The sequence below is a fragment of the Nocardioides sp. SLBN-35 genome, from assembly GCF_006715725.1.
Taxonomy (GTDB): domain Bacteria; phylum Actinomycetota; class Actinomycetes; order Propionibacteriales; family Nocardioidaceae; genus Nocardioides.
This window is the reverse complement of the sequence record NZ_VFNU01000001.1, coordinates 5,156,154-5,173,540: the sequence shown is the minus strand read 5'-3', so window position 1 is coordinate 5,173,540 and position 17,387 is coordinate 5,156,154. Positions and strand designations below refer to the sequence as shown.

The window sequence follows — 17,387 nt, the reverse complement described above, 5'->3', positions numbered from 1 at the left end:
GTCACTGGCCCTTCGCGGCGTAGGCCGCCTCGGTGGCGTCCTTCTTCGGGCGCCACCAGGCCTCGTTCTGCTGGTACCACTCGACGGTGGCCGCCAGGCCGGCCTCGAAGTCGGCGTACTGCGGCGACCAGCCGAGCTCGCTGCGCAGCTTGCCGGAGTCGATCGCGTAGCGCAGGTCGTGCCCGGCGCGGTCGGTGACGTGCTCGAAGTCGTCGGCGTCACGGCCCATCAGGGTCAGGATCAGCCGGACCACCTCGAGGTTCGACTTCTCGCCGTCGGCGCCGATCAGGTAGGTCTCGCCGATCCGGCCCTGCTCGAGGATCCGGAGCACGGCCGAGGAGTGGTCCTCGGTGTGGATCCAGTCGCGCACGTTCTCGCCCGAGCCGTAGAGCTTCGGGCGCCGGCCGTCGACCACCTCGGTGATCTGGCGCGGGATGAACTTCTCGATGTGCTGCCACGGGCCGTAGTTGTTGGAGCAGTTCGAGATCGTGGCCTGCACGCCGAAGCTGCGCACCCACGCACGCACCAGGTGGTCGGAGCCCGCCTTGGAGGCGGAGTAGGGCGACGACGGGGTGTACGGCGTGTCCTCGGTGAACCTCTTCGGGTCGTCGAGCTCCAGGTCGCCGTACACCTCGTCGGTGGAGACGTGGTGGAACCGGACGCCGGCCTTGCGGACCGCCTCGAGCAGCGTGAACGTGCCGATCAGGTTGGTCTGGATGAACGGCGACGGGTCGTTGAGCGAGTTGTCGTTGTGGGACTCCGCGGCGTAGTGGACGACCGCGTCGTGCTGGTTGACCAGCGGCTCGACGAGGCCGGCGTCGACGATGTCGCCGACGACCAGCTGGACCCGGTCCTCGGGCAGACCGGCCAGCGACTCGCGGCTCGCGGCGTAGGTCAGCTTGTCGAGCACCGTCACGGAGGCGTCGGTGTGGCGGACGAGGTGGTGGACGAAGTTCGACCCGATGAACCCGGCTCCGCCGGTGACGAGGATGCGCACGTCGGACAGTGTATGAAGGAGAATGCGCCGTCGAGACATCGAGACGGGGCCATCGAGGCGTCGAGGAGTGGGAGACGAGATGCGCGGGATCATCCTGGCGGGCGGCACGGGGAGTCGGTTGCACCCGATCACCCACGCCATCAGCAAGCAGCTGATGCCCATCTATGACAAGCCGATGATCTACTACCCGCTCTCCACGCTGATGCTGTCGGGCATCCACGAGGTGCTGGTGATCACCACGCCTCACGAGGCCGACCAGTTCCGCCGCCTGCTCGGCGACGGGTCGCAGTTCGGCATCGAGATCACCTACGCCGTGCAGCCCTCGCCCGACGGTCTCGCGCAGGCCTTCCTCATCGGCGAGGAGCACCTCGCCGGTGGCGGCGCCGGTCTCGTGCTCGGCGACAACATCTTCTACGGCGCCGGCCTCGGCTCCCGCCTGCGTCGCTTCAATGACCTCGACGGCGCTGCCGTGTTCGGCTACCGCGTGGCCGACCCGAAGGCGTACGGCGTCGTCGAGTTCGACGCCGAGGGCAAGGCGCTCTCCCTCGAGGAGAAGCCCGAGAAGCCGCGCAGCCACTACGCCGTCCCCGGCCTGTACTTCTACGGCTCCGATGTCGTCGAGAAGGCCAAGTCGCTCAAGCCCTCCCCCCGCGGCGAGCTGGAGATCACCGACCTCAACCGGATGTACCTCGACGAGGGCCGCCTCCAGGTCGAGGTGCTCCCGCGCGGCTCCGCGTGGCTCGACACCGGCACCTTCGACGACCTCAACGACGCCAGCAACTTCGTGCGCGCCCTCGAGGCCCGGCAGGGCACCAAGGTCGGCGCCCCGGAGGAGATCGCCTGGCGGCTCGGGATCATCGACGACGCCCGGCTCGAGGAGCTGGCCAAGCCGCTGCTCAAGAGCGGCTACGGCCGCTACCTGCTCGACCTGCTCGCCGAGGCCGCCGACGCCGGCCCGAACCACCTGCTGTGAATCTGCCGGTCCCCCGAATCGTTCGATCGAACGGTTCGGGGGACTTCCGGCGCCCGAAATCCCCCGAACCGTTCGATCGAACGATTCGGGGGAGGACTCGGATTCAGCCCCGCCGCAGCCGGCCCAGCAACCTCTTGCGGGCGGGCGGCTCGGCGGCGGGGAGCCGGAGCAACAGCCCGTCCTGGGCGGAGTAGTCGAGCACGACCGAGCCGACCTGCGTGCCGGCGGGGAGGTCGCTGAAGGCCCGCTTGATGCCGGTACGGCCGTCGAGCTCGCACATCCCCAGCACCAGGTGGGCGCCGGTCGGCAGCGCGCCGCCCATAGCGGCGGTGGCGGGGTCGAAGCGGGCGGTGAACGTGCCGGCGGGCTCGAGGGTGCCGTCCTCCTGCTCGACCAGGGCGACCCGCGAGGTCGAGGGGAGCAGCCAGTTGACCCGGGTGGGGGCGTGCCGGATCGCCACGTCCACGAAGGCGTCCGACACGTCCGCGCTCGGCGTGAGGCCGTGCTCGGCGAGCAGACCCGCCAACGGCTCGGGAAGGTCGCGGACCACCTCGCCGGCCGCCGTACGACGGGCGAAGGGCTGTCCGGGGACGCGGCTCCAGGCCACGGTGCCGGTGACCGTGACGGCTCCGTCGCCGGCGTCCTCGACCGCGGTGACGGTGAAGTCGGGCTTGCGGTCGATGCCGTCACGCAGGAAGTCGGCGGCCGCGTCGGCGTGGCCGGCCCGGAAGAGCGTGATCGCGACCCGGCTGCGCTCCGGCAGCAGCGCGTCGAGCTCGGCGGGCACGTAGGTCGCGAGCATCCGGGCGGCCTCGGCACGGGCCTCGGCGACGCTCTCGTCGTCGGCGTCGGTCGCGCGCTGGCCGAGCTGGGAGACCAGCCGGACGTGCACGTTCTGGGCCAGCAGCTCGTCGCGGATCGCGGGCTGCTCGACACCGGACACGAGACGGAACAGCTTGTCGAGGTAGGGCCAGTACTCCGGGTCTCCGCTGTAGTCGAGCTTGGTGCCGTCGCTGGACGTCGAGTTGTTCTCGGCGGTCTTGCGCCAGTGGTAGAAGGGCGTCGAGCTCAGCAGGGCGACCGCCGGCTCGTGCCGGATCACCTCGACGTGGAAGAACAGGTCCTCCCACAGGTGTCGCGGCGCCTCCGGGAAGCGGACCTCGTGGTCGACCAGGAACGCGCGCCGGTACAGCTTGTGCGGCGTCATCGGCAGCAGGCCGCGCAGCGGCTCGGCGCTCGCGTCGGGCGCGTCGTGGGTGTAGTGCGCGAGCCCCCAGCGGGCGATCTGGGTGCGGACCTCCTTGCCGTTGACCACGTCCGCGCCGGCGCTGTCACCGAGCGCGACCGCGGCCCGGAGCGCGTCCGGGTACAGCTCGTCGTCGTGGTCGAGGAACAGGACGTAGCGGCCCCGCGCCTCGCGGACACCGATGTTGCGCGGCCGGCTCGGCCAGCCCGAGGCCTCCAGCGCGAACGCCCGGTAGTTGGCGCGCCCCGCCGCGATCTGCTCGATCCGGGCTGCGGTGTCGTCGGGGGAGCCGTCGTCGAGCAGCAGCACCTCGAGCCGGTCCTGGGGCAGGGTCTGTGCGTCCAGGGACGCGATGGCCCGGTCCAGCCCTGGGCCGGAGCGGTAGGTCGGGATCACGACGGACACCGCAGGAGCCTCGGCCATGTTCGGAGTCTAGGGTTTCCGCCATGACCGGACCGTCGACGCCCCTGGTGATGGGGGTCGTCAACGTCACGCCCGACTCGTTCTCCGACGGCGGGCGGTACGACGACCCCGAGCGCGCCGTCGCGCACGGCAGGCAGCTGCTCGCCGAGGGCGCCGACATCCTCGACGTCGGTGGTGAGTCCACCCGACCGGGCGCGACCCGGCCGCTGCTCGAGGAGGAGCTGGACCGCGTCGTACCCGTCATCGAGGCGCTCGCCGCCGACGGCGCCGTCGTGTCGGTCGACACGATGCGCGCCGAGGTCGCGGAGCGGGCGCTCGAGGCCGGTGCGCGGATCGTCAACGACGTGTCGGGCGGCCTCGCCGACCCCACGATCCTCGAGGTCGTCGCGCGCACCGGCGCCACCTACGTCGCGATGCACTGGCGCGCCCACAGCGACCGGATGCAGCAGTTCACCGAGTACGACGGCGGGGTGGTCGCGGCCGTCCGCGCCGAGCTGGGGGAGCGGGTCGCCGCGATCCGGGCCGCCGGCGTGCGGGACGACCAGATCGTGCTCGACCCCGGGCTCGGGTTCGCCAAGCTGGCCGAACACAACTGGGAGCTGGTGCGCCACCTGGACGCGCTGGCGGACCTCGGCTTCCCGCTGCTGGTCGGCGGCAGCCGCAAGACCTTCCTCGGGCGCCTGCTCGAGGACGCCGCCGGCCGGCCGCGCCCGGTCGGGGAGCGGGAGGCGGCCGGCGTGGCGCTGAGCGCCCTGCTCGCCGCGGGGCTGGGCGGTGCGCCGGTGTGGTGCCTGCGGGTCCACGATGTGCGTGCCCACCGCGACGCCTTGGCGGTTGCGGCACAGTGGACCCCAGCCGCGGATCGGGCCGTGGCGCCGGAGAGGGATCGAGATGACTGACGAGCTGAGCATCCTCGGCATCGAGTGCTTCGCCCACCACGGCGTCTTCGACCACGAACGACGCGACGGCCAGGTGTTCAGGATCGACCTGACCCTCGCGGTCGACACCGCCCCCGCGGCGGCCTCGGACGACTTGCGTGACACCGTGGACTACGGAAGCCTCGTCGACCAGGTCGTGGCCGCCGTGACGAGGGACCCGGTCGACCTGATCGAGACCCTCGCGCAGCGGATCGCGGACACCTGCCTGTTGGACCCTCGTGTTGAATGGGTGCGTGTGACCGTCCACAAGCCGGATGCGCCGATCAAGGCGACGTTCGCCGACGTACAGCTCACCATCACCCGCCGCCGTGAGGCAGCAGGGGTGGGAGACCGAACCGGGAAGGCAGAGGGCCCAGCATGACCGAGACCCCCAATCCGAACATCGTCGACGCGGACACGTTGACCGGCGAGATGCGACCGATCCGTCGGGTGGTGATCGCACTCGGATCCAACCTCGGCGAGCGGTTCGCGACGCTGCAGGGGGCGCTCGGTGTGCTCGCGGACACCCCGGAGGTCTGGATCACCGGCGTGTCGCCGGTCTACGAGACGGCCCCCGTGGACTGCCCGCCCGACACGAAGGACTTCCTCAACGCCGTCGTGCTCGCCGACACCACCCTGTCGGCCCACCGCCTGCTGGACCGCGCCCTCGCCATCGAGGACGCCTTCGACCGCGAGCGCAGCGATGTCCCCAACGCCCCGCGCACCCTCGACGTCGACCTGATCGTCGTCGGCGACCGCCGCAGCGACACCGACGCCCTTCGCCTCCCGCACCCCCGGGCCCACGAGCGCGCCTTCGTGCTCAAGCCGTGGCACGACCTCGAGCCCGACGCCCAGCTGCTCGACCACGGCCCGGTCGCCGAGCTGCTCGAGAAGGCCGGCACCGACGGCCTCAAGCTGCGCGACGACCTGGTGCTCGAGACGGAGTAGCACCCTGAGCCGAGACCCGGTCCAGGAGCCCGAGCAGGAGCCCTCGGGACCGTCCGGGCCGTCACCGGACGGCCTGCGACCCACCGGCCTGCCCACCGTCCTCGGCTGGGCGGTGGCCGGCGCGGTCGTCGGCTGGGCGGTCCACCCGGTGTGCGACCGGATCGGCGTCGTACCCCCGCTGGTCTCGGCGGCGCAGCCGCTCGCGCTGCTGCTGCTCGCCGTGATCCTCGGGTACGTCGCCTGGGTGACCCACCGCGCCGTCCACGTGCGCCGCGAGCGGCTGGAGCCCCACCAGGCCGTCAACCGGTTCGTCCTCGCCCGTGCCAGTGCCCTCGTCGCCGCCCTGGTCACCGGCGGGTACGTCGGCTACGCGCTCTCCTGGATCGGTGACCCGGCCGAGCTGGCCGACGAGCGGATGGTGCGCTCCTTCGTCGCCGCCGGGTGTGCCCTCGCCGCGGTGGTCGCGGGCCTGTTGCTGGAAAGGGCCTGTCGGGTCCACGACGACGCTTAACCCGGATCCGGGCTCGGGGACGACCGACTGTGACGGTTGGGACGGTTGTGACAAGCGTGTCTGCCGCGTCTCGAGCGCCCGGAGGCCTACCGTGCAAGACATGACTTCCCCTGTCATGTCCGGCAACCGCCGTCGTCAGCGCTCCACGCGGGTCCTGGTCGCTGTGCTCCTCCTCGTGCTCGCGACGCTCGCTGTCGCCGGTACGGCCGTGACCGGCTCCTGGCTCCTCGTCACGATCGCCGCCGGCGCCGCCCTCGTCCTGGGCGCCGCGGCCACCAAGATCACCCACACCGAGCTCCTGGACTCCCGTCAGGAGGCCGCCCGCGACCGGGCCACCCAGGCGCGTGCGTACGCCGACCTGACCGAGGTCCGCACCGCGGAGAACGTCGAGTTCGCCGCCGACATGACGGGCAAGGTCGCCAAGCGCGACGCCACCATCGCCCGCCTCGAGAAGCGCCTCGGCGACGCCGCCGCCGAGCTGGCCGACGCCCGCCGCGACCTCGTCGAGGCCGGCGAGCGCGCCGAGGAGGCCCAGCGCACCGCCGACCGGCTCACCAAGAGCCTCGCCGACGCCGAGGAGCGCGCCGGCCAGGCCGTCGTCCGGGTCGCCGAGCTCGAGGCCGAGCTCGACGTCCTCACCTCGCAGATCCACGCCCTCGAGGCGCAGGCCCGCACCCGGGCCCGCCGTCCCGCCTGACCCCACACCCCTAGGTAGCATCGGGCGACCCACCCGTCGACCCGGAAGGACGCTGCTGCCGTGGCACTCGACCGCGCCCGCGCCCAGCAGGGCCTGATCCGGCTCGCCAAGGCAGGACCCGGGCGGCTGCGCGGTCCCGTCGGCCGCGCCACCCGCCGCTTCCGTGGTGAGTTCTCCGGCCCCCTGGTCACCGTCGTGCTGCCGGTCAGCGACGACGACACGACCCGGATCGGCACCTGCCTGGACTCGCTGAAGGTCCAGACCCACCGCAACCTCGAAGTCCTCGTCGTGCGCTTCGGGCGCCACGAGCGGGTCACCGCGACCGTGCGCGAGCACGCCGCCGGGGACTGGCGGATCAAGACCCGGATCAAGGTCGAGAAGTCCCTCGCCGCGGCCCGCAACGCCGGCGTCGGCGCCGCGGCCGGCGAGCTGGTCGTCGTCGTGACCAACGCCGGCGACGACTTCGTCCACACCGGCATCGAGCGACTGGTCGAGGCCCACGCGCGCTCCGGCTCGCCGGTGGTGGTCGGCGCGATGCGCGAGCCCGACATCGCCGGCTGGATCCCCGACTCCGCGTACGACGCCGCCCACCACACCCCCGTCCGCGGTACGACGCTCGCGGCCACTCCGGTCGCCGTCACCGACCTCGGCCTCGGCAACAAGCTCTTCACGCGCGCGGCCTGGCAGCAGACCGGCCTGCGCTTCTCCGAGGACTTCCCCGACGGCGCCGACGTCGCGCTCGGGCTGCTGGAGCGGGCGTCCGCCTTCGACCTGTTGGCCGACTTCACCTACATCCCGACCGACCGCCGCGACGGCGTCCAGGTCGGCACCGTGCCCGACGTGCTCAGCGGCCTGGCCGGCTGGATCGACCGCAACGACCACACCTGGCACCGGGTCGAGGCACTCGGGCTGCCCGAGGTCCGCGAGTGGTTCCTGTGGGGCGTGCTCGACACGGCCGTGCAACCGCTGATCGCCGACGTCGAGCGGGCCGACGAGCACCAGTGGCAGACGCTGCGCGACCACGTCGCGATGCTCCTCGACGCCGCCGACGAGCACGTCTGGGCCCGGCTCAACGCCGAGGCGCGGGTCAAGCTGTGGCTGCTGCGCAACAACCACCGCAAGGCGCTCGAGGACTTCCTCGGCGCCCGGCTGTTCACCCGCGGCAACCGGCCCACCGAGGTCCGCGACGGCAAGGTCTGGGCGCTGCTGCCGCACCACGACGATGCCGAGCTGGCCATCCCACCCGAGCTGTTCGAGATGACCGCCGACGAGACCCGGTTCCGCGCGATGCTGCGCGAGGCGCGCTGGGTCGACGCCACCACGCTCGAGCTGACCGTGTTCGCGGCCGTCGACTTCGTGCACATGAGCACGACGCCTGCGATCACCTGTGCGCTCGTCGAGAGCGCCACCGGGCAACGGGTCCCGCTGCAGATCCGCCAGTTCCGCGACGCCCGCGCCAACCAGGCGCTGCGCCGCCACCAGGACTTCTCGTGGGGCGCCTTCGCCGCCGTCGTCCCCGTCGCCGACGTGGTCGCCGCGACCACGGACGGCACCGGCACCTGGGTCCTCGAGGTCGACATCGACGTCGACGGCGTACGACGCACCGGTGCCGTCCCGCTCATCGACGAGCAGGCCTCGGCCGGATTCATCGGCCGCGACCACCTCGCACCCCGCCCGGTCGCCGGGTCGGTCGTCGCCTTCAACCCGCGCTCCGACGTGGTCGGCCTGCGCATCCGTCCCGACAGCGGCCCGCGGCTGCGCTCCCTCACCGTCCAGGGCCGCACGGTCGAGGGCACCCTCGTCCCCGCCGCCACCGAGATCACCGGCCTACGTGTCACCCAGGGCACCCAGCAGGTCCGCGCCGAGCTCACCACCACGCCGAGCGGCGAGAGGGCGTTCCGGCTCCAGTTCCCCGCCGCCTGGTCCGGCCAGCGGCGCTGGCAGGTCCAGGCGCTCACGGCCGAGGGCCGCGAGATCCCGCTCGGCTGGGCCGCCGGCGCGCCCCAGTGGCTCGGCGTCGGCGAGGGCGAGCTGGTCGGCTCCCGCACCCCGTCCGGCGACACCGAGCTCTACGAGACCGCCGGCACCCTCGTCGTCGACGACCTCCTCGTCGAGGGCCTCCGGCTCGACGTCACCGCCCGCTGGCTCGGCGCCGCACCCGGCCAGGACGCCCGGATCGTCCTCCTCACCCAGGTCGGTGGCACCGAGGTCCTCGCCACCGACCTGCCGCCGGCCGCCGCCGACGGCACGGTCCGCGTGAGCCTCACCCTCACCGCCGACCGCTGGGGCCTCGGCGAGCGCCCGCTCGCACCCGCTTGGTTCTGGCTCGCCGTCACCATCGGCGGCACCACCACGCGCAGCCTGCTCGGAGAGGCCGGCATCGACCGCCTCCACCACTTCATGGTCGGCACTGGTCACCGCAGCTACTCCGCCCGCGTCGTGCAGGAGGGCCGCGTCGCCGGCATCGAGCTGCTCCCGCCGGTGCCGGTCGACGAGCGCGTCCCCTACGGCCAGACCCAGCTGCAGGAGTGGTACGCCGACGGCGACATCCCGCTCGAGCCGGACGCCGTCTACTTCCAGTCCTACGTCGGCGCCACCGCCACCGACAGCCAGCTCGCGCTCCACCACGAGCTGCGGCGCACCCGCCCCGACCTCACGCTCTACTGGGGCGTCGCGTCCGCCGCCTCGTGGGTGCCGGAGGGCGCCGTGCCCGTCGTGATGACCACCCGCGAGTGGTACCGCGTGCTGGCCGCCGCCGGACAGCTGTGCATGAACATCGACCCGGAGCGCTGGTTCCGCAAGCGCCCCGGCCAGCGGCTGCTGCAGACCTTCCACGGCTACCCGTCGAAGTCGATGGGCATCCGGATGTGGGACGCCAAGCACTACCCGCCGCGGCGCATCGAGCTCGAGCTGGCCCGCACCTCGCAGCAGTGGGACCTGATCCTCACGCCCGACCCCGACATGGACCAGTTCTACCGCCGCGAGTACGCCTACGACGGGGCGATCCACAGCGAGGGCTATCCCCGTGACGACGTCCTCGTCGGCGACCGCGCGGCCGTCGTACGCGAGGACGTGCGGCGCCGCCTCGGCATCGAGCCCCACCAGAAGGCGATCCTCTACGCCCCCACGTGGCGCGACGACCAGGCCACCAACTGGCGCGCGGCCGACGCCGTCCACCACCTCGACGTCGCCTCCGCGGCCCGCGAGCTGGGCCCCGACTACGTCCTGCTGCTGCGCGGCCACCGGTTCCACAACCCCTCCGGCGACGGCGCCGGGGCCACGCGCTTCCTCGACGTCACCGAGTACCCCGAGATCAACGACCTGATCCTCGCCGCCGACGCCGCCGTGCTCGACTACTCGTCGCTGCGCTTCGACTTCGCCCTCACCGACCGGCCGATGGTCTTCCTGGTCCCCGACCTCGACACCTACGTCGGCGGTGTGCGCGGCTTCCTCTACGACTACGGCCCGACCGCCCCCGGCCCCCACGTCGACACCGCCGAGCAGGTCGTCGACCTGCTGCGCGACCTCGACGGACTACGGCGGCGGTACGCCGGCGAGGTGGCCGCCTTCCACGAGCGGTTCAGCCGTTTCATGGACGGGCACGCCGCCGAGCGGGTGGCGGCGGCCTTCTTCGGGACCGAGATCTAGGATCACCCGATGCGCTCTGTCGACCTGCCCGACGCCCTCCCGGACGGCTCGCGGTTCCTCCACATCGGGCTTCCGAAGACGGGGACGACCGCGCTGCAGGGCGCACTCGACCGAGCCCGTCCAGAGCTCGAGGCGCTCGGCGCCCACAACGTCAACCATGGCCGGCACGAGATGCGGGTCGGGCAGGTCGCCGCGGGCGGGCTCGCCGAGTTCTGGCAGGGCGCCTGGGAGAAGCGTTGGCAGGCACTGGCCACGGAGTTCCGCGAGTCCGACGCCCGCTGCACGTTCTGGTCGAGCGAGTCGTTGAGCCATGCCCGGGGCGAGCGGGTCGCCTATCTCGCCGACCAGCTCGGGTCCGACACCCATGTCGTCGTCACGTTGCGGCCGTTGGCGCCGCTGATGGTGTCCCAGTGGCAGCAGTGGCTGCGCCGGCGCGGAACCCAGTCGCTGGACGAATGGGCGGTCAACCAGTTCGACGCGGTCACCCCCGACGGCGAGGTGACCATCGACTACCTCAGGTTCATGCCGTCGCTGCACCGGTTCAGCCTGCGTCGCATCGTCGAGGAGTGGGGCCCAGTCTTCGGCGAGGAGCGGATCGTGCTCGTCGTACCCGACCCGACCGACAGGCTGCGCAACTTCCGCGTCTTCGAGCGCCTGATGGGGGTTCCGGACATCCTGCAGCCAGTGCCCGAGGGCAACGCCTCGTTGCCCTACCCGGAGGCCGAGATGTTGCGGCACTTCAACCGCGCCTGGACCGACCACGGCGGCGACCACCCCACGTGGATGGAGGTGATCGGCGTGCTCGCGCGGATCCCGCTGCGCGACTACACCAACACTCTCGAGGCGCACCCCATCCGCGCCCCGCGGTGGGTCGCCGAGCGCGCCAACGAGTACGCCGCGGCGTGGAACTCCGCCGTCGAGGACTCCGGAGTCACCGTGGTCGGCGATCTGGCCGACCTGCTCGTCGACCCGGCCGACTACCCGGAGCGGGTCGACGTGCCGACCACCGTCGACGTCGAGAGCGCGGGCCGGCTGATGGACGTCGCGTTCACTGCCGCCCTCCAGCACGCGGCGAGGACCCCGTCCGGCGCATCCCAGACGCCCGACCTGTCGTCGTACGGCGGCCGGGAGCTGGTCCGCGAGCTCGGCCGCCGCGCCCGGCGACGGGTGGGCAGGGGATGAGCCTGCTCCACGTGCCCGACGCCCACGCCGGGATGAACGCCTTCGCCGTGCCCACCTGGTGGGCCTCGCTGGAGGACGAGCGGGTCACCCGCGACGACGACGAGCGGCCCGACGTCACCGTGGTCGAGGTCGACCTCGACGCCGACCGCACCCTGCTGGTCGTCGGCGCCGTCGCCGAGCTGCTGTCCGAGCCGACCCCCGAGGGCCTGGCCGCCTGGGTGGCCGAGGTCCGGGCGGTCCACACCGCCGAGGCGCCGGTGCACCTCGCGGTGTCCCTCGACGAGGTCACCTCGCTCGACGAGCTGCTCACCCTCGCCGCCGGTCGCCGCTGGCCGCGCTTCGACGTCGCCGCAGCGGCCGCCCACACCGATGCCGACCCGATCCCGCCGCAGAGCGTGCCGGGCGGCCAGGACACCGCTCGCGCGTACGCCGACGCGATCGTCGCGCAGGTCGAGGTGCTGCTGCCGCCCGCTTGGCAGACCGCCGTCGACGGCACCGCCGACGCGACCGCCTGCATCAGCCGGGCGCTCGACACCGATCCCGACCTCGGTCCCGCCGAGGCCCGGGCGATGCGCGACGCCTGCCGGGCCGCTCTCGCGGCGCTGGAGGCCGACGGGGTCACCGTCAGCGGGCCCCGCGACGCGCTGCTGTGGCCGGTCCCCGCCGAGCGCGGCCTGGTCCCGCTCGACGTGGCCGCCGACGCCGCGCTCGAGGTGATGCTCGGCCAGGTCGAGCGGCCGGCCGACCTCGCGCCGGACCGGGCGGTCGTCGTACCCCTGGCGGAGCTGCCGGCCCGCGCCCTCCTCACCCGACTGCGGGGGACCCGATGACCGCGCCGATCACCCCGCTGCCCGACGGCACCACGCTGGTCCACATCGGGCCCTACAAGACCGGCACCACCGCGATGCAGGGCGCGCTGTGGGAGGCCCGCGAGGCCCTCGCGACCCATGGCGTCGCCTACCCGGGCGAGCTCGCCCACGAGATGAACGCCGCCATGGCGGTCGCCCTCGGCCGGGTCGACCCCGGCAAGGACATCGACGCGTTCCGCGAGCGGTGGTACGCCATGGTCGCCGCCCTCCAGGCCGACCGGCCGCGGATCGGCGTGCTCAGCAGCGAGGTCTACTGCGAGGCCACCGACGACGGCGCCCGCACCGTCCTCGACGTGCTCGGCCCGCAGACCCATGTCGTGATCACCGTGCGCCCGATCGTGCGCCTGCTCGGCTCGCAGTGGCAGCAGTACGGCCAGAACGTCCCCGTGCCGTCGTACGGCGAGTGGCTGCGCGCGATCCTCGACCAGGCCGAAGACCCCGACGGAGGCACCGTCACCCCGTCCTTCTGGCAGCGGCACCGCCACGACCGGCTGGTCGAGCGCTGGGTCGGGCTCGTCGGCGGCGACCGGGTGAGCGTGATCGTGGTCGACGACCGCGACCACCGCGGGCTCCCGGCGGCCTTCGAGAGCCTGCTCGGGCTCCCCGACGGACTGCTGCGCCCGCCGGCCGACAAGACCAACCGGTCGCTGACCTTCGCCGAGGCGACGCTGATGCAGGAGCTGGTCGACCGCACCGCCCGGGCGCCGTGGACCAGCGCCGACCACGGCCGGTTCATCCGCTTCGGCGCCGCCCGCGGCCTGCAGGCCGCACCGCCCGACCCCGCCGCCGAGAGGCTGCTGACCCCCGGCTGGGCGATCGACCGGGCGCTCGAGGTCGGCGCCGGCATGGCGGAGCGGATCGCGGCGTCCGGTGCGCGGGTCATCGGCGACCTCGGCCTGCTCTCCGACCGCGCGCTCGCGCCCGCCGAGGGCGAGAACGCCCCTGTCACCGCGATCGACCCCGGCGCCGCCGCGGCCCTCGCCGTCGGCATCATCAGCAAGCTGACCGGCGTCCACCCCCGCCCCGAGCACCGCGACCTCGCGGGCCCGGTCGAGCAGGCGGTGTGGTCGCGGCACCGGGCCGTCGCCGAGCACTGGGACACCGAGCGCGACCAGGACGGCGCCCGTCGTACGGCGGCCCGCGAGCTCGCCCGCCGCGCCCGCCGCCGGCTCGGTGAGCGCTGATGGACTCCCTTCCCGACGGTTCCAGGCTGCTCCACATCGGCATGCCGAAGACCGGCACCACCGCACTCCAGCACTCGCTGTGGGCCGCGCGTGCCGCGCTCGAGCAGCACGGCGCCCACAACGTCTCGCGCCGGGCGCACGAGCGGAAGGTGGCCATCACCGCGGCCGGCAACGTCCGGTCCTACTGGGGCGCCGAGCACGAGCGCTGGCAGCAGCTCGCCCACGAGTTCCGCACGTCCACGGCCCGGCGCACGTTCTGGTCGAGCGAGTCCCTGTCGCTGGCCCAGCCCGACCGCATCCGCGGGCTGCGCGAGGAGCTCGGGCCGTCGTACGTCGTCTGCACGATCCGCGCGCTCGCACCTCAGCTCGCTTCGCGCTGGCAGCAGGGCCTGCGCCGCGCCCACCCCCAGCCGCTCGACGACTGGCTGCGCACCACCTTCGCCGAGGAGCCGCTCGGCGGCGTGGGTGCCGGCTTCGTCCCGGGCCAGCCGTTGCGGCGGCTCAATCCCCGCCGCGTGCTGCAGGACTGGGGTGCGGCGTTCGGCGAGGAGAACCTGGTCTTCGTCGTGCTCGACCCGACCGACCACGCGTGGCTGCTGCGCGCCTTCGAGAGCCTGCTCGGGGTCCCCCAGCTGCTCGAGCCGTCGCCGTCGCGCAACCTGTCCCTGCCGATGCCCGAGGCCGAGATGCTCCGGCACTTCGCCACCGCCTACCGCGAGCACGGCGGAGACCTCGACGCGTGGATGGCCACCGCAGGCGACACCCGCAGGATCAAGCTGCGTTCGGTCGTGGAGGCCGCGCCTCGGCACCAGACCGTGCGGGTGCCCCGGTGGGCGGCCGAGCGCGCCAACGAGTACGTCGCCGAGTGGGTCGAGGCGCTGGAGTCGTCCGGCGCCCGGGTGCTGGGCGACGTGCGCCACCTGTCCAGCGACCCCGCCTCCCACCCCGTCGAGGTCGAGGTCCCCGAGGTCGTGGACGTCGCGTCGGCCGGCCGGATGATGGAGGCGTACTTCCGCGTCGCCCTCACGCTCGCGCCCCAGTCTCCCGCCGCGACGCCTGCCCGCTCGCTCGACGCCGTCAGCGGCCGCGCCATCGTCGCCGAGCTCCGGCGCCGAATCCTCCGCCGCTCCTGACCCGTGGGAGACTGCCAGCCATGACGAGGAATGTCGCCGTCCTGCTCGCCGGTGGTGTCGGGAGCCGGGTCGGACTCGACATCCCCAAGCAGCTGATCAAGGTCGCGGGCAAGACCCTGCTCGAGCACACCCTGCTCGCACTGCACGACCACGCCGACGTCGACGAGGTCGTCGTGATGATGACGCCCGGCCACACCGACGCGGTGCGCGACATCACCCGCGGCGGCGCCTACCCCAAGGTCACCGCGATCCTCGAGGGCGGCGAGACCCGCAACGACACCACCCAGCGTGCGATCGACCACCTGGCCGGGACCGGCGACGTCGCCGAGACCCGGATCCTGCTCCACGACGCGGTCCGCCCGCTCGTCACGCCGCGGATCATCGGCGAGTGCTTCACCGCGCTGGAGCGCTACCCGGCCGTCGACGTCGCCATCCCGTCGGCCGACACGATCATCGAGGTCGCCACCGACGACACCATCCGCAGCATCCCGCCGCGCGCGTCGCTGCGCCGCGGCCAGACGCCCCAGGCCTTCCGGCTCGACGTCCTCGCCCGGGCCTACGAGATCGCCGCCGGCGACCCCGACTTCACCGCCACCGACGACTGCAGCGTCGTGCTGAAGTACCTGCCCGACGAGCCGATCATCGTGGTCCACGGCGACGACCGGAACATGAAGGTCACCGAGCCGATCGACGTCTACATCGCCGACAAGCTCTTCCAGCTCACCGGCATCGACCTGCCCCGCGCGAAGGACGACGCCGGCTACCGCGCCGCGCTCGAGGGCAGGACGATGGTCGTCTTCGGCGGCAGCTACGGCATCGGTGCCGACATCGCCGAGCTCGCGCAGTCCTACGGCGCCACCGTGCTCACCTTCAGCCGGTCGACCACCAACACCGACGTGGGCCGTCGTTCCGACGTCGCCGCCGCGGCGAAGGAGGCGATCGCCAAGGCCGGCACCATCGACTTCGTCGTCAACACCGCCGGCGTGCTGCCCCGCGGCGAGCTCCTCGAGACCACCGAGGAGACGGTCTACGCCGCCACCGAGATCAACTACCTCGGGCCGATCTTCATCGCTCAGGAGTTCTACCCCCACCTCGCCGCCTCCCAGGGCTCCCTGCTCCTGTTCACGTCGAGCTCCTACACCCGCGGTCGCAGCGGCTACAGCCTCTACTCCTCGGCGAAGGCCGCCACGGTCAACCTGACCCAGGCGCTCGCCGACGAGTGGGCCGACGCGGGCGTGCGGGTCAACTGCATCAACCCCGAGCGGACCGCCACCCCGATGCGCACCAAGGCCTTCGGCCAGGAGGCCCCCGGCACCCTGCTCGGCTCCCAGACGGTCGCGCGCACCTCGGTCGACGTGCTCATCTCCGACCAGTCGGGGCACGTCTACGACGTCCGCAAGGACGACCCCTTCAGCCTCGGCGACTGAGCCTTCCCCGCAGCCCCCCGGTCGGTACGGCGGCGGTGGGCTCCGGCGCCGCCGGTGGCGGTGCAGCAGGCGACTGTGCGACCAGCCGCTCGGCCGCCAGCGCCAGCCCCGCGCCGAACCATGCGGCCACGCCCGCGTCGATCGCCGCAGGCGGCTCGGGGGTGGCGTCGACGCCGCTGGGCCGGGTCGCGGAGATCGAGTCGAGGTCGCCGTACACCGGAACGCCGAGATCGCGGATGGCCGCGGCCATCGCGGCCCCGATCGCGTTGGCGCGCTCGACCGCCCAGTCCGGCGTGACGAGTGGCGCCTCCCCGGGCCCGGGCGCGCGCTCCTTGAGGTGGTCCTTGAGGTGGCGGAACAGTCGGACGTAGTGATCGGGCTGAAGGCCGAGGTCGGCGTAGCTGCCGTTGAAGCGGCGCAGCACCTCGGCCTCGTCGGCGGTGAGCGACCGGTTCTCCCGTGCGTCCTGGCCGGCGAGGGTCTCGCGCGACAGGCCGAGGAGCTGCTCGAAGGTGTGGGGGAGGAAGGTGTGGTCGCGGGGGTCGAGGACGACGACGATCACCCGCTCGGCGCCGACGTGGCCGGACCACCTGCGCGCGAGCGCATCATGGCGGTGCCGGTTCCAGAATTCCCGCGGCTCCGGATCGGAGACGTCGTCGGCGAGCACCATCCGCAGCCAGGCGTCGTACGTGTGGCGACTCTGTCGCTGCAGGCCCTGCTGGTACTGCGACGACAGGATCCGGGCGAGCGGACGCAGGGTGACCACTACCCACAGGTCCTCGGCGCCGACCTCGCCGACGATCCGCGCGACCTGCTCGTCTGTGGCGTCCGAGAGGAACTCGCTGCTGAACACGCGGCGCTCGGGGCCGGGAGCGGTGAGCCCCTCCACCACGGACCGCCACGCCTTCTCGGCCCGGGCCGGGTCGCGGCCGGCGACCATCCGGTCGGTGACGTAGCGGGCCGCCCGCGCGTCGTGCTGGCTGCGCGACAGGTAGCGGACCCCCTGCTCCGCGGCGGCCTTCCGGGCCAGGTGGAACGCGCTCTGCAGTGCCGTCGTGCCGGTCTTGTGAGGCCCGACGTGCAGCACGCGCGCGCCGGCGGGCAGCGGGGAGGGCGACGACATGCCCCGAGGATAGGAGACGCTCGACTTCTGTGACGCAAGCCACCGGACCGACCCGTTCCGGGGCAATCTGAGTAGGCGTACCGTTGAGGCGTCCCGGAACCCCGGGACG

General features: G+C 73.0%; 15 protein-coding genes. 12 read left to right on the top strand and 3 right to left on the bottom strand.

Annotated elements, in window-relative coordinates; genetic code table 11:
• Position 1: 1 nt before the first annotated feature.
• A complete protein-coding gene (rfbB, locus tag FBY23_RS24875; protein ID WP_260806543.1) occupies positions 2-997 on the bottom strand; it encodes a dTDP-glucose 4,6-dehydratase in 996 nt (331 codons plus the stop codon).
• A gap of 79 nt (positions 998-1,076) precedes the next feature.
• Here rfbB and rfbA point away from each other — a divergent pair, with 79 nt between their 5' ends.
• Positions 1,077-1,970, top strand: a complete 894-nt coding sequence (rfbA, locus tag FBY23_RS24870; RefSeq protein WP_141800594.1) for a glucose-1-phosphate thymidylyltransferase RfbA — start codon at positions 1,077-1,079, stop codon at positions 1,968-1,970.
• Positions 1,971-2,073: 103 nt separating this feature from the next.
• On the opposite strand, the gene FBY23_RS24865 is transcribed toward rfbA, so the two are convergent.
• On the bottom strand, positions 2,074-3,639 hold the full coding sequence (locus FBY23_RS24865; protein WP_141800593.1) for a glycosyltransferase: 1,566 nt from the start codon (positions 3,637-3,639) through the stop codon (positions 2,074-2,076).
• 23 nt (positions 3,640-3,662) lie between these two features.
• Here FBY23_RS24865 and folP point away from each other — a divergent pair, with 23 nt between their 5' ends.
• From folP to FBY23_RS24810, 11 genes are all read left to right on the top strand, one after another.
• Complete coding sequence (gene folP / locus FBY23_RS24860) at positions 3,663-4,538, top strand: dihydropteroate synthase (RefSeq protein ID WP_260806542.1); 876 nt, start codon at positions 3,663-3,665, stop codon at positions 4,536-4,538.
• A complete protein-coding gene (gene folB / locus FBY23_RS24855) occupies positions 4,531-4,938 on the top strand; it encodes a dihydroneopterin aldolase (RefSeq protein ID WP_141800592.1) in 408 nt (135 codons plus the stop codon). Before folP ends, folB begins: the two co-directional genes overlap by 8 nt.
• A complete protein-coding gene (folK, locus tag FBY23_RS24850; RefSeq protein ID WP_141800591.1) occupies positions 4,935-5,504 on the top strand; it encodes a 2-amino-4-hydroxy-6-hydroxymethyldihydropteridine diphosphokinase in 570 nt (189 codons plus the stop codon). The genes folB and folK overlap by 4 nt, the downstream gene beginning before the upstream one ends.
• A gap of 112 nt (positions 5,505-5,616) precedes the next feature.
• A complete protein-coding gene (locus FBY23_RS24845; protein WP_260806541.1) occupies positions 5,617-6,015 on the top strand; it encodes a DUF3180 domain-containing protein in 399 nt (132 codons plus the stop codon).
• A gap of 100 nt (positions 6,016-6,115) precedes the next feature.
• The gene (locus FBY23_RS24840) at positions 6,116-6,712 is read left to right on the top strand and encodes a hypothetical protein (protein ID WP_141800589.1); all 597 of its coding nucleotides are present in this window, start codon (positions 6,116-6,118) and stop codon (positions 6,710-6,712) included.
• 60 nt (positions 6,713-6,772) lie between these two features.
• The gene (locus FBY23_RS24835; RefSeq protein ID WP_141800588.1) at positions 6,773-10,360 is read left to right on the top strand and encodes a CDP-glycerol glycerophosphotransferase family protein; all 3,588 of its coding nucleotides are present in this window, start codon (positions 6,773-6,775) and stop codon (positions 10,358-10,360) included.
• 9 nt (positions 10,361-10,369) lie between these two features.
• Positions 10,370-11,542: a hypothetical protein gene (locus FBY23_RS24830; protein ID WP_141800587.1), complete on the top strand. Its 1,173-nt coding sequence runs from the start codon at positions 10,370-10,372 to the stop codon at positions 11,540-11,542.
• A complete protein-coding gene (locus tag FBY23_RS24825; RefSeq protein WP_141800586.1) occupies positions 11,539-12,372 on the top strand; it encodes a hypothetical protein in 834 nt (277 codons plus the stop codon). Before FBY23_RS24830 ends, FBY23_RS24825 begins: the two co-directional genes overlap by 4 nt.
• On the top strand, positions 12,369-13,595 hold the full coding sequence (locus FBY23_RS24820; protein WP_141800585.1) for a hypothetical protein: 1,227 nt from the start codon (positions 12,369-12,371) through the stop codon (positions 13,593-13,595). The genes FBY23_RS24825 and FBY23_RS24820 overlap by 4 nt, the downstream gene beginning before the upstream one ends.
• Positions 13,595-14,728, top strand: a complete 1,134-nt coding sequence (locus tag FBY23_RS24815; protein WP_141800584.1) for a hypothetical protein — start codon at positions 13,595-13,597, stop codon at positions 14,726-14,728. Before FBY23_RS24820 ends, FBY23_RS24815 begins: the two co-directional genes overlap by 1 nt.
• Positions 14,729-14,748: 20 nt before the next feature.
• The gene (locus FBY23_RS24810) at positions 14,749-16,155 is read left to right on the top strand and encodes a bifunctional cytidylyltransferase/SDR family oxidoreductase (protein ID WP_141800583.1); all 1,407 of its coding nucleotides are present in this window, start codon (positions 14,749-14,751) and stop codon (positions 16,153-16,155) included.
• Here FBY23_RS24810 and FBY23_RS24805 read toward each other — a convergent pair.
• Positions 16,139-17,278 carry a hypothetical protein gene (locus FBY23_RS24805; RefSeq protein WP_141800582.1) on the bottom strand — a complete coding sequence of 380 codons (1,140 nt, stop codon included), beginning with the start codon at positions 17,276-17,278 and terminating at the stop codon, positions 16,139-16,141. The two genes, FBY23_RS24810 and FBY23_RS24805, sit on opposite strands and share 17 nt — an antisense overlap.
• Between the last annotated feature and the right edge of the window lie 109 nt (positions 17,279-17,387).

Coding starts and splice junctions, on each gene's coding strand:
- rfbA (WP_141800594.1), top strand. CDS start 1,077: ATGCGCGGGATCATCCTGGCGGGCGGCACGGGGAGTCGGTTGCACCCG.
- FBY23_RS24865 (WP_141800593.1), bottom strand. CDS start 3,639: ATGGCCGAGGCTCCTGCGGTGTCCGTCGTGATCCCGACCTACCGCTCC.
- folP (WP_260806542.1), top strand. CDS start 3,663: ATGACCGGACCGTCGACGCCCCTGGTGATGGGGGTCGTCAACGTCACG.
- folB (WP_141800592.1), top strand. CDS start 4,531: ATGACTGACGAGCTGAGCATCCTCGGCATCGAGTGCTTCGCCCACCAC.
- folK (WP_141800591.1), top strand. CDS start 4,935: ATGACCGAGACCCCCAATCCGAACATCGTCGACGCGGACACGTTGACC.
- FBY23_RS24840 (WP_141800589.1), top strand. CDS start 6,116: ATGACTTCCCCTGTCATGTCCGGCAACCGCCGTCGTCAGCGCTCCACG.
- FBY23_RS24830 (WP_141800587.1), top strand. CDS start 10,370: ATGCGCTCTGTCGACCTGCCCGACGCCCTCCCGGACGGCTCGCGGTTC.
- FBY23_RS24825 (WP_141800586.1), top strand. CDS start 11,539: ATGAGCCTGCTCCACGTGCCCGACGCCCACGCCGGGATGAACGCCTTC.
- FBY23_RS24820 (WP_141800585.1), top strand. CDS start 12,369: ATGACCGCGCCGATCACCCCGCTGCCCGACGGCACCACGCTGGTCCAC.
- FBY23_RS24815 (WP_141800584.1), top strand. CDS start 13,595: ATGGACTCCCTTCCCGACGGTTCCAGGCTGCTCCACATCGGCATGCCG.
- FBY23_RS24810 (WP_141800583.1), top strand. CDS start 14,749: ATGACGAGGAATGTCGCCGTCCTGCTCGCCGGTGGTGTCGGGAGCCGG.
- FBY23_RS24805 (WP_141800582.1), bottom strand. CDS start 17,278: ATGTCGTCGCCCTCCCCGCTGCCCGCCGGCGCGCGCGTGCTGCACGTC.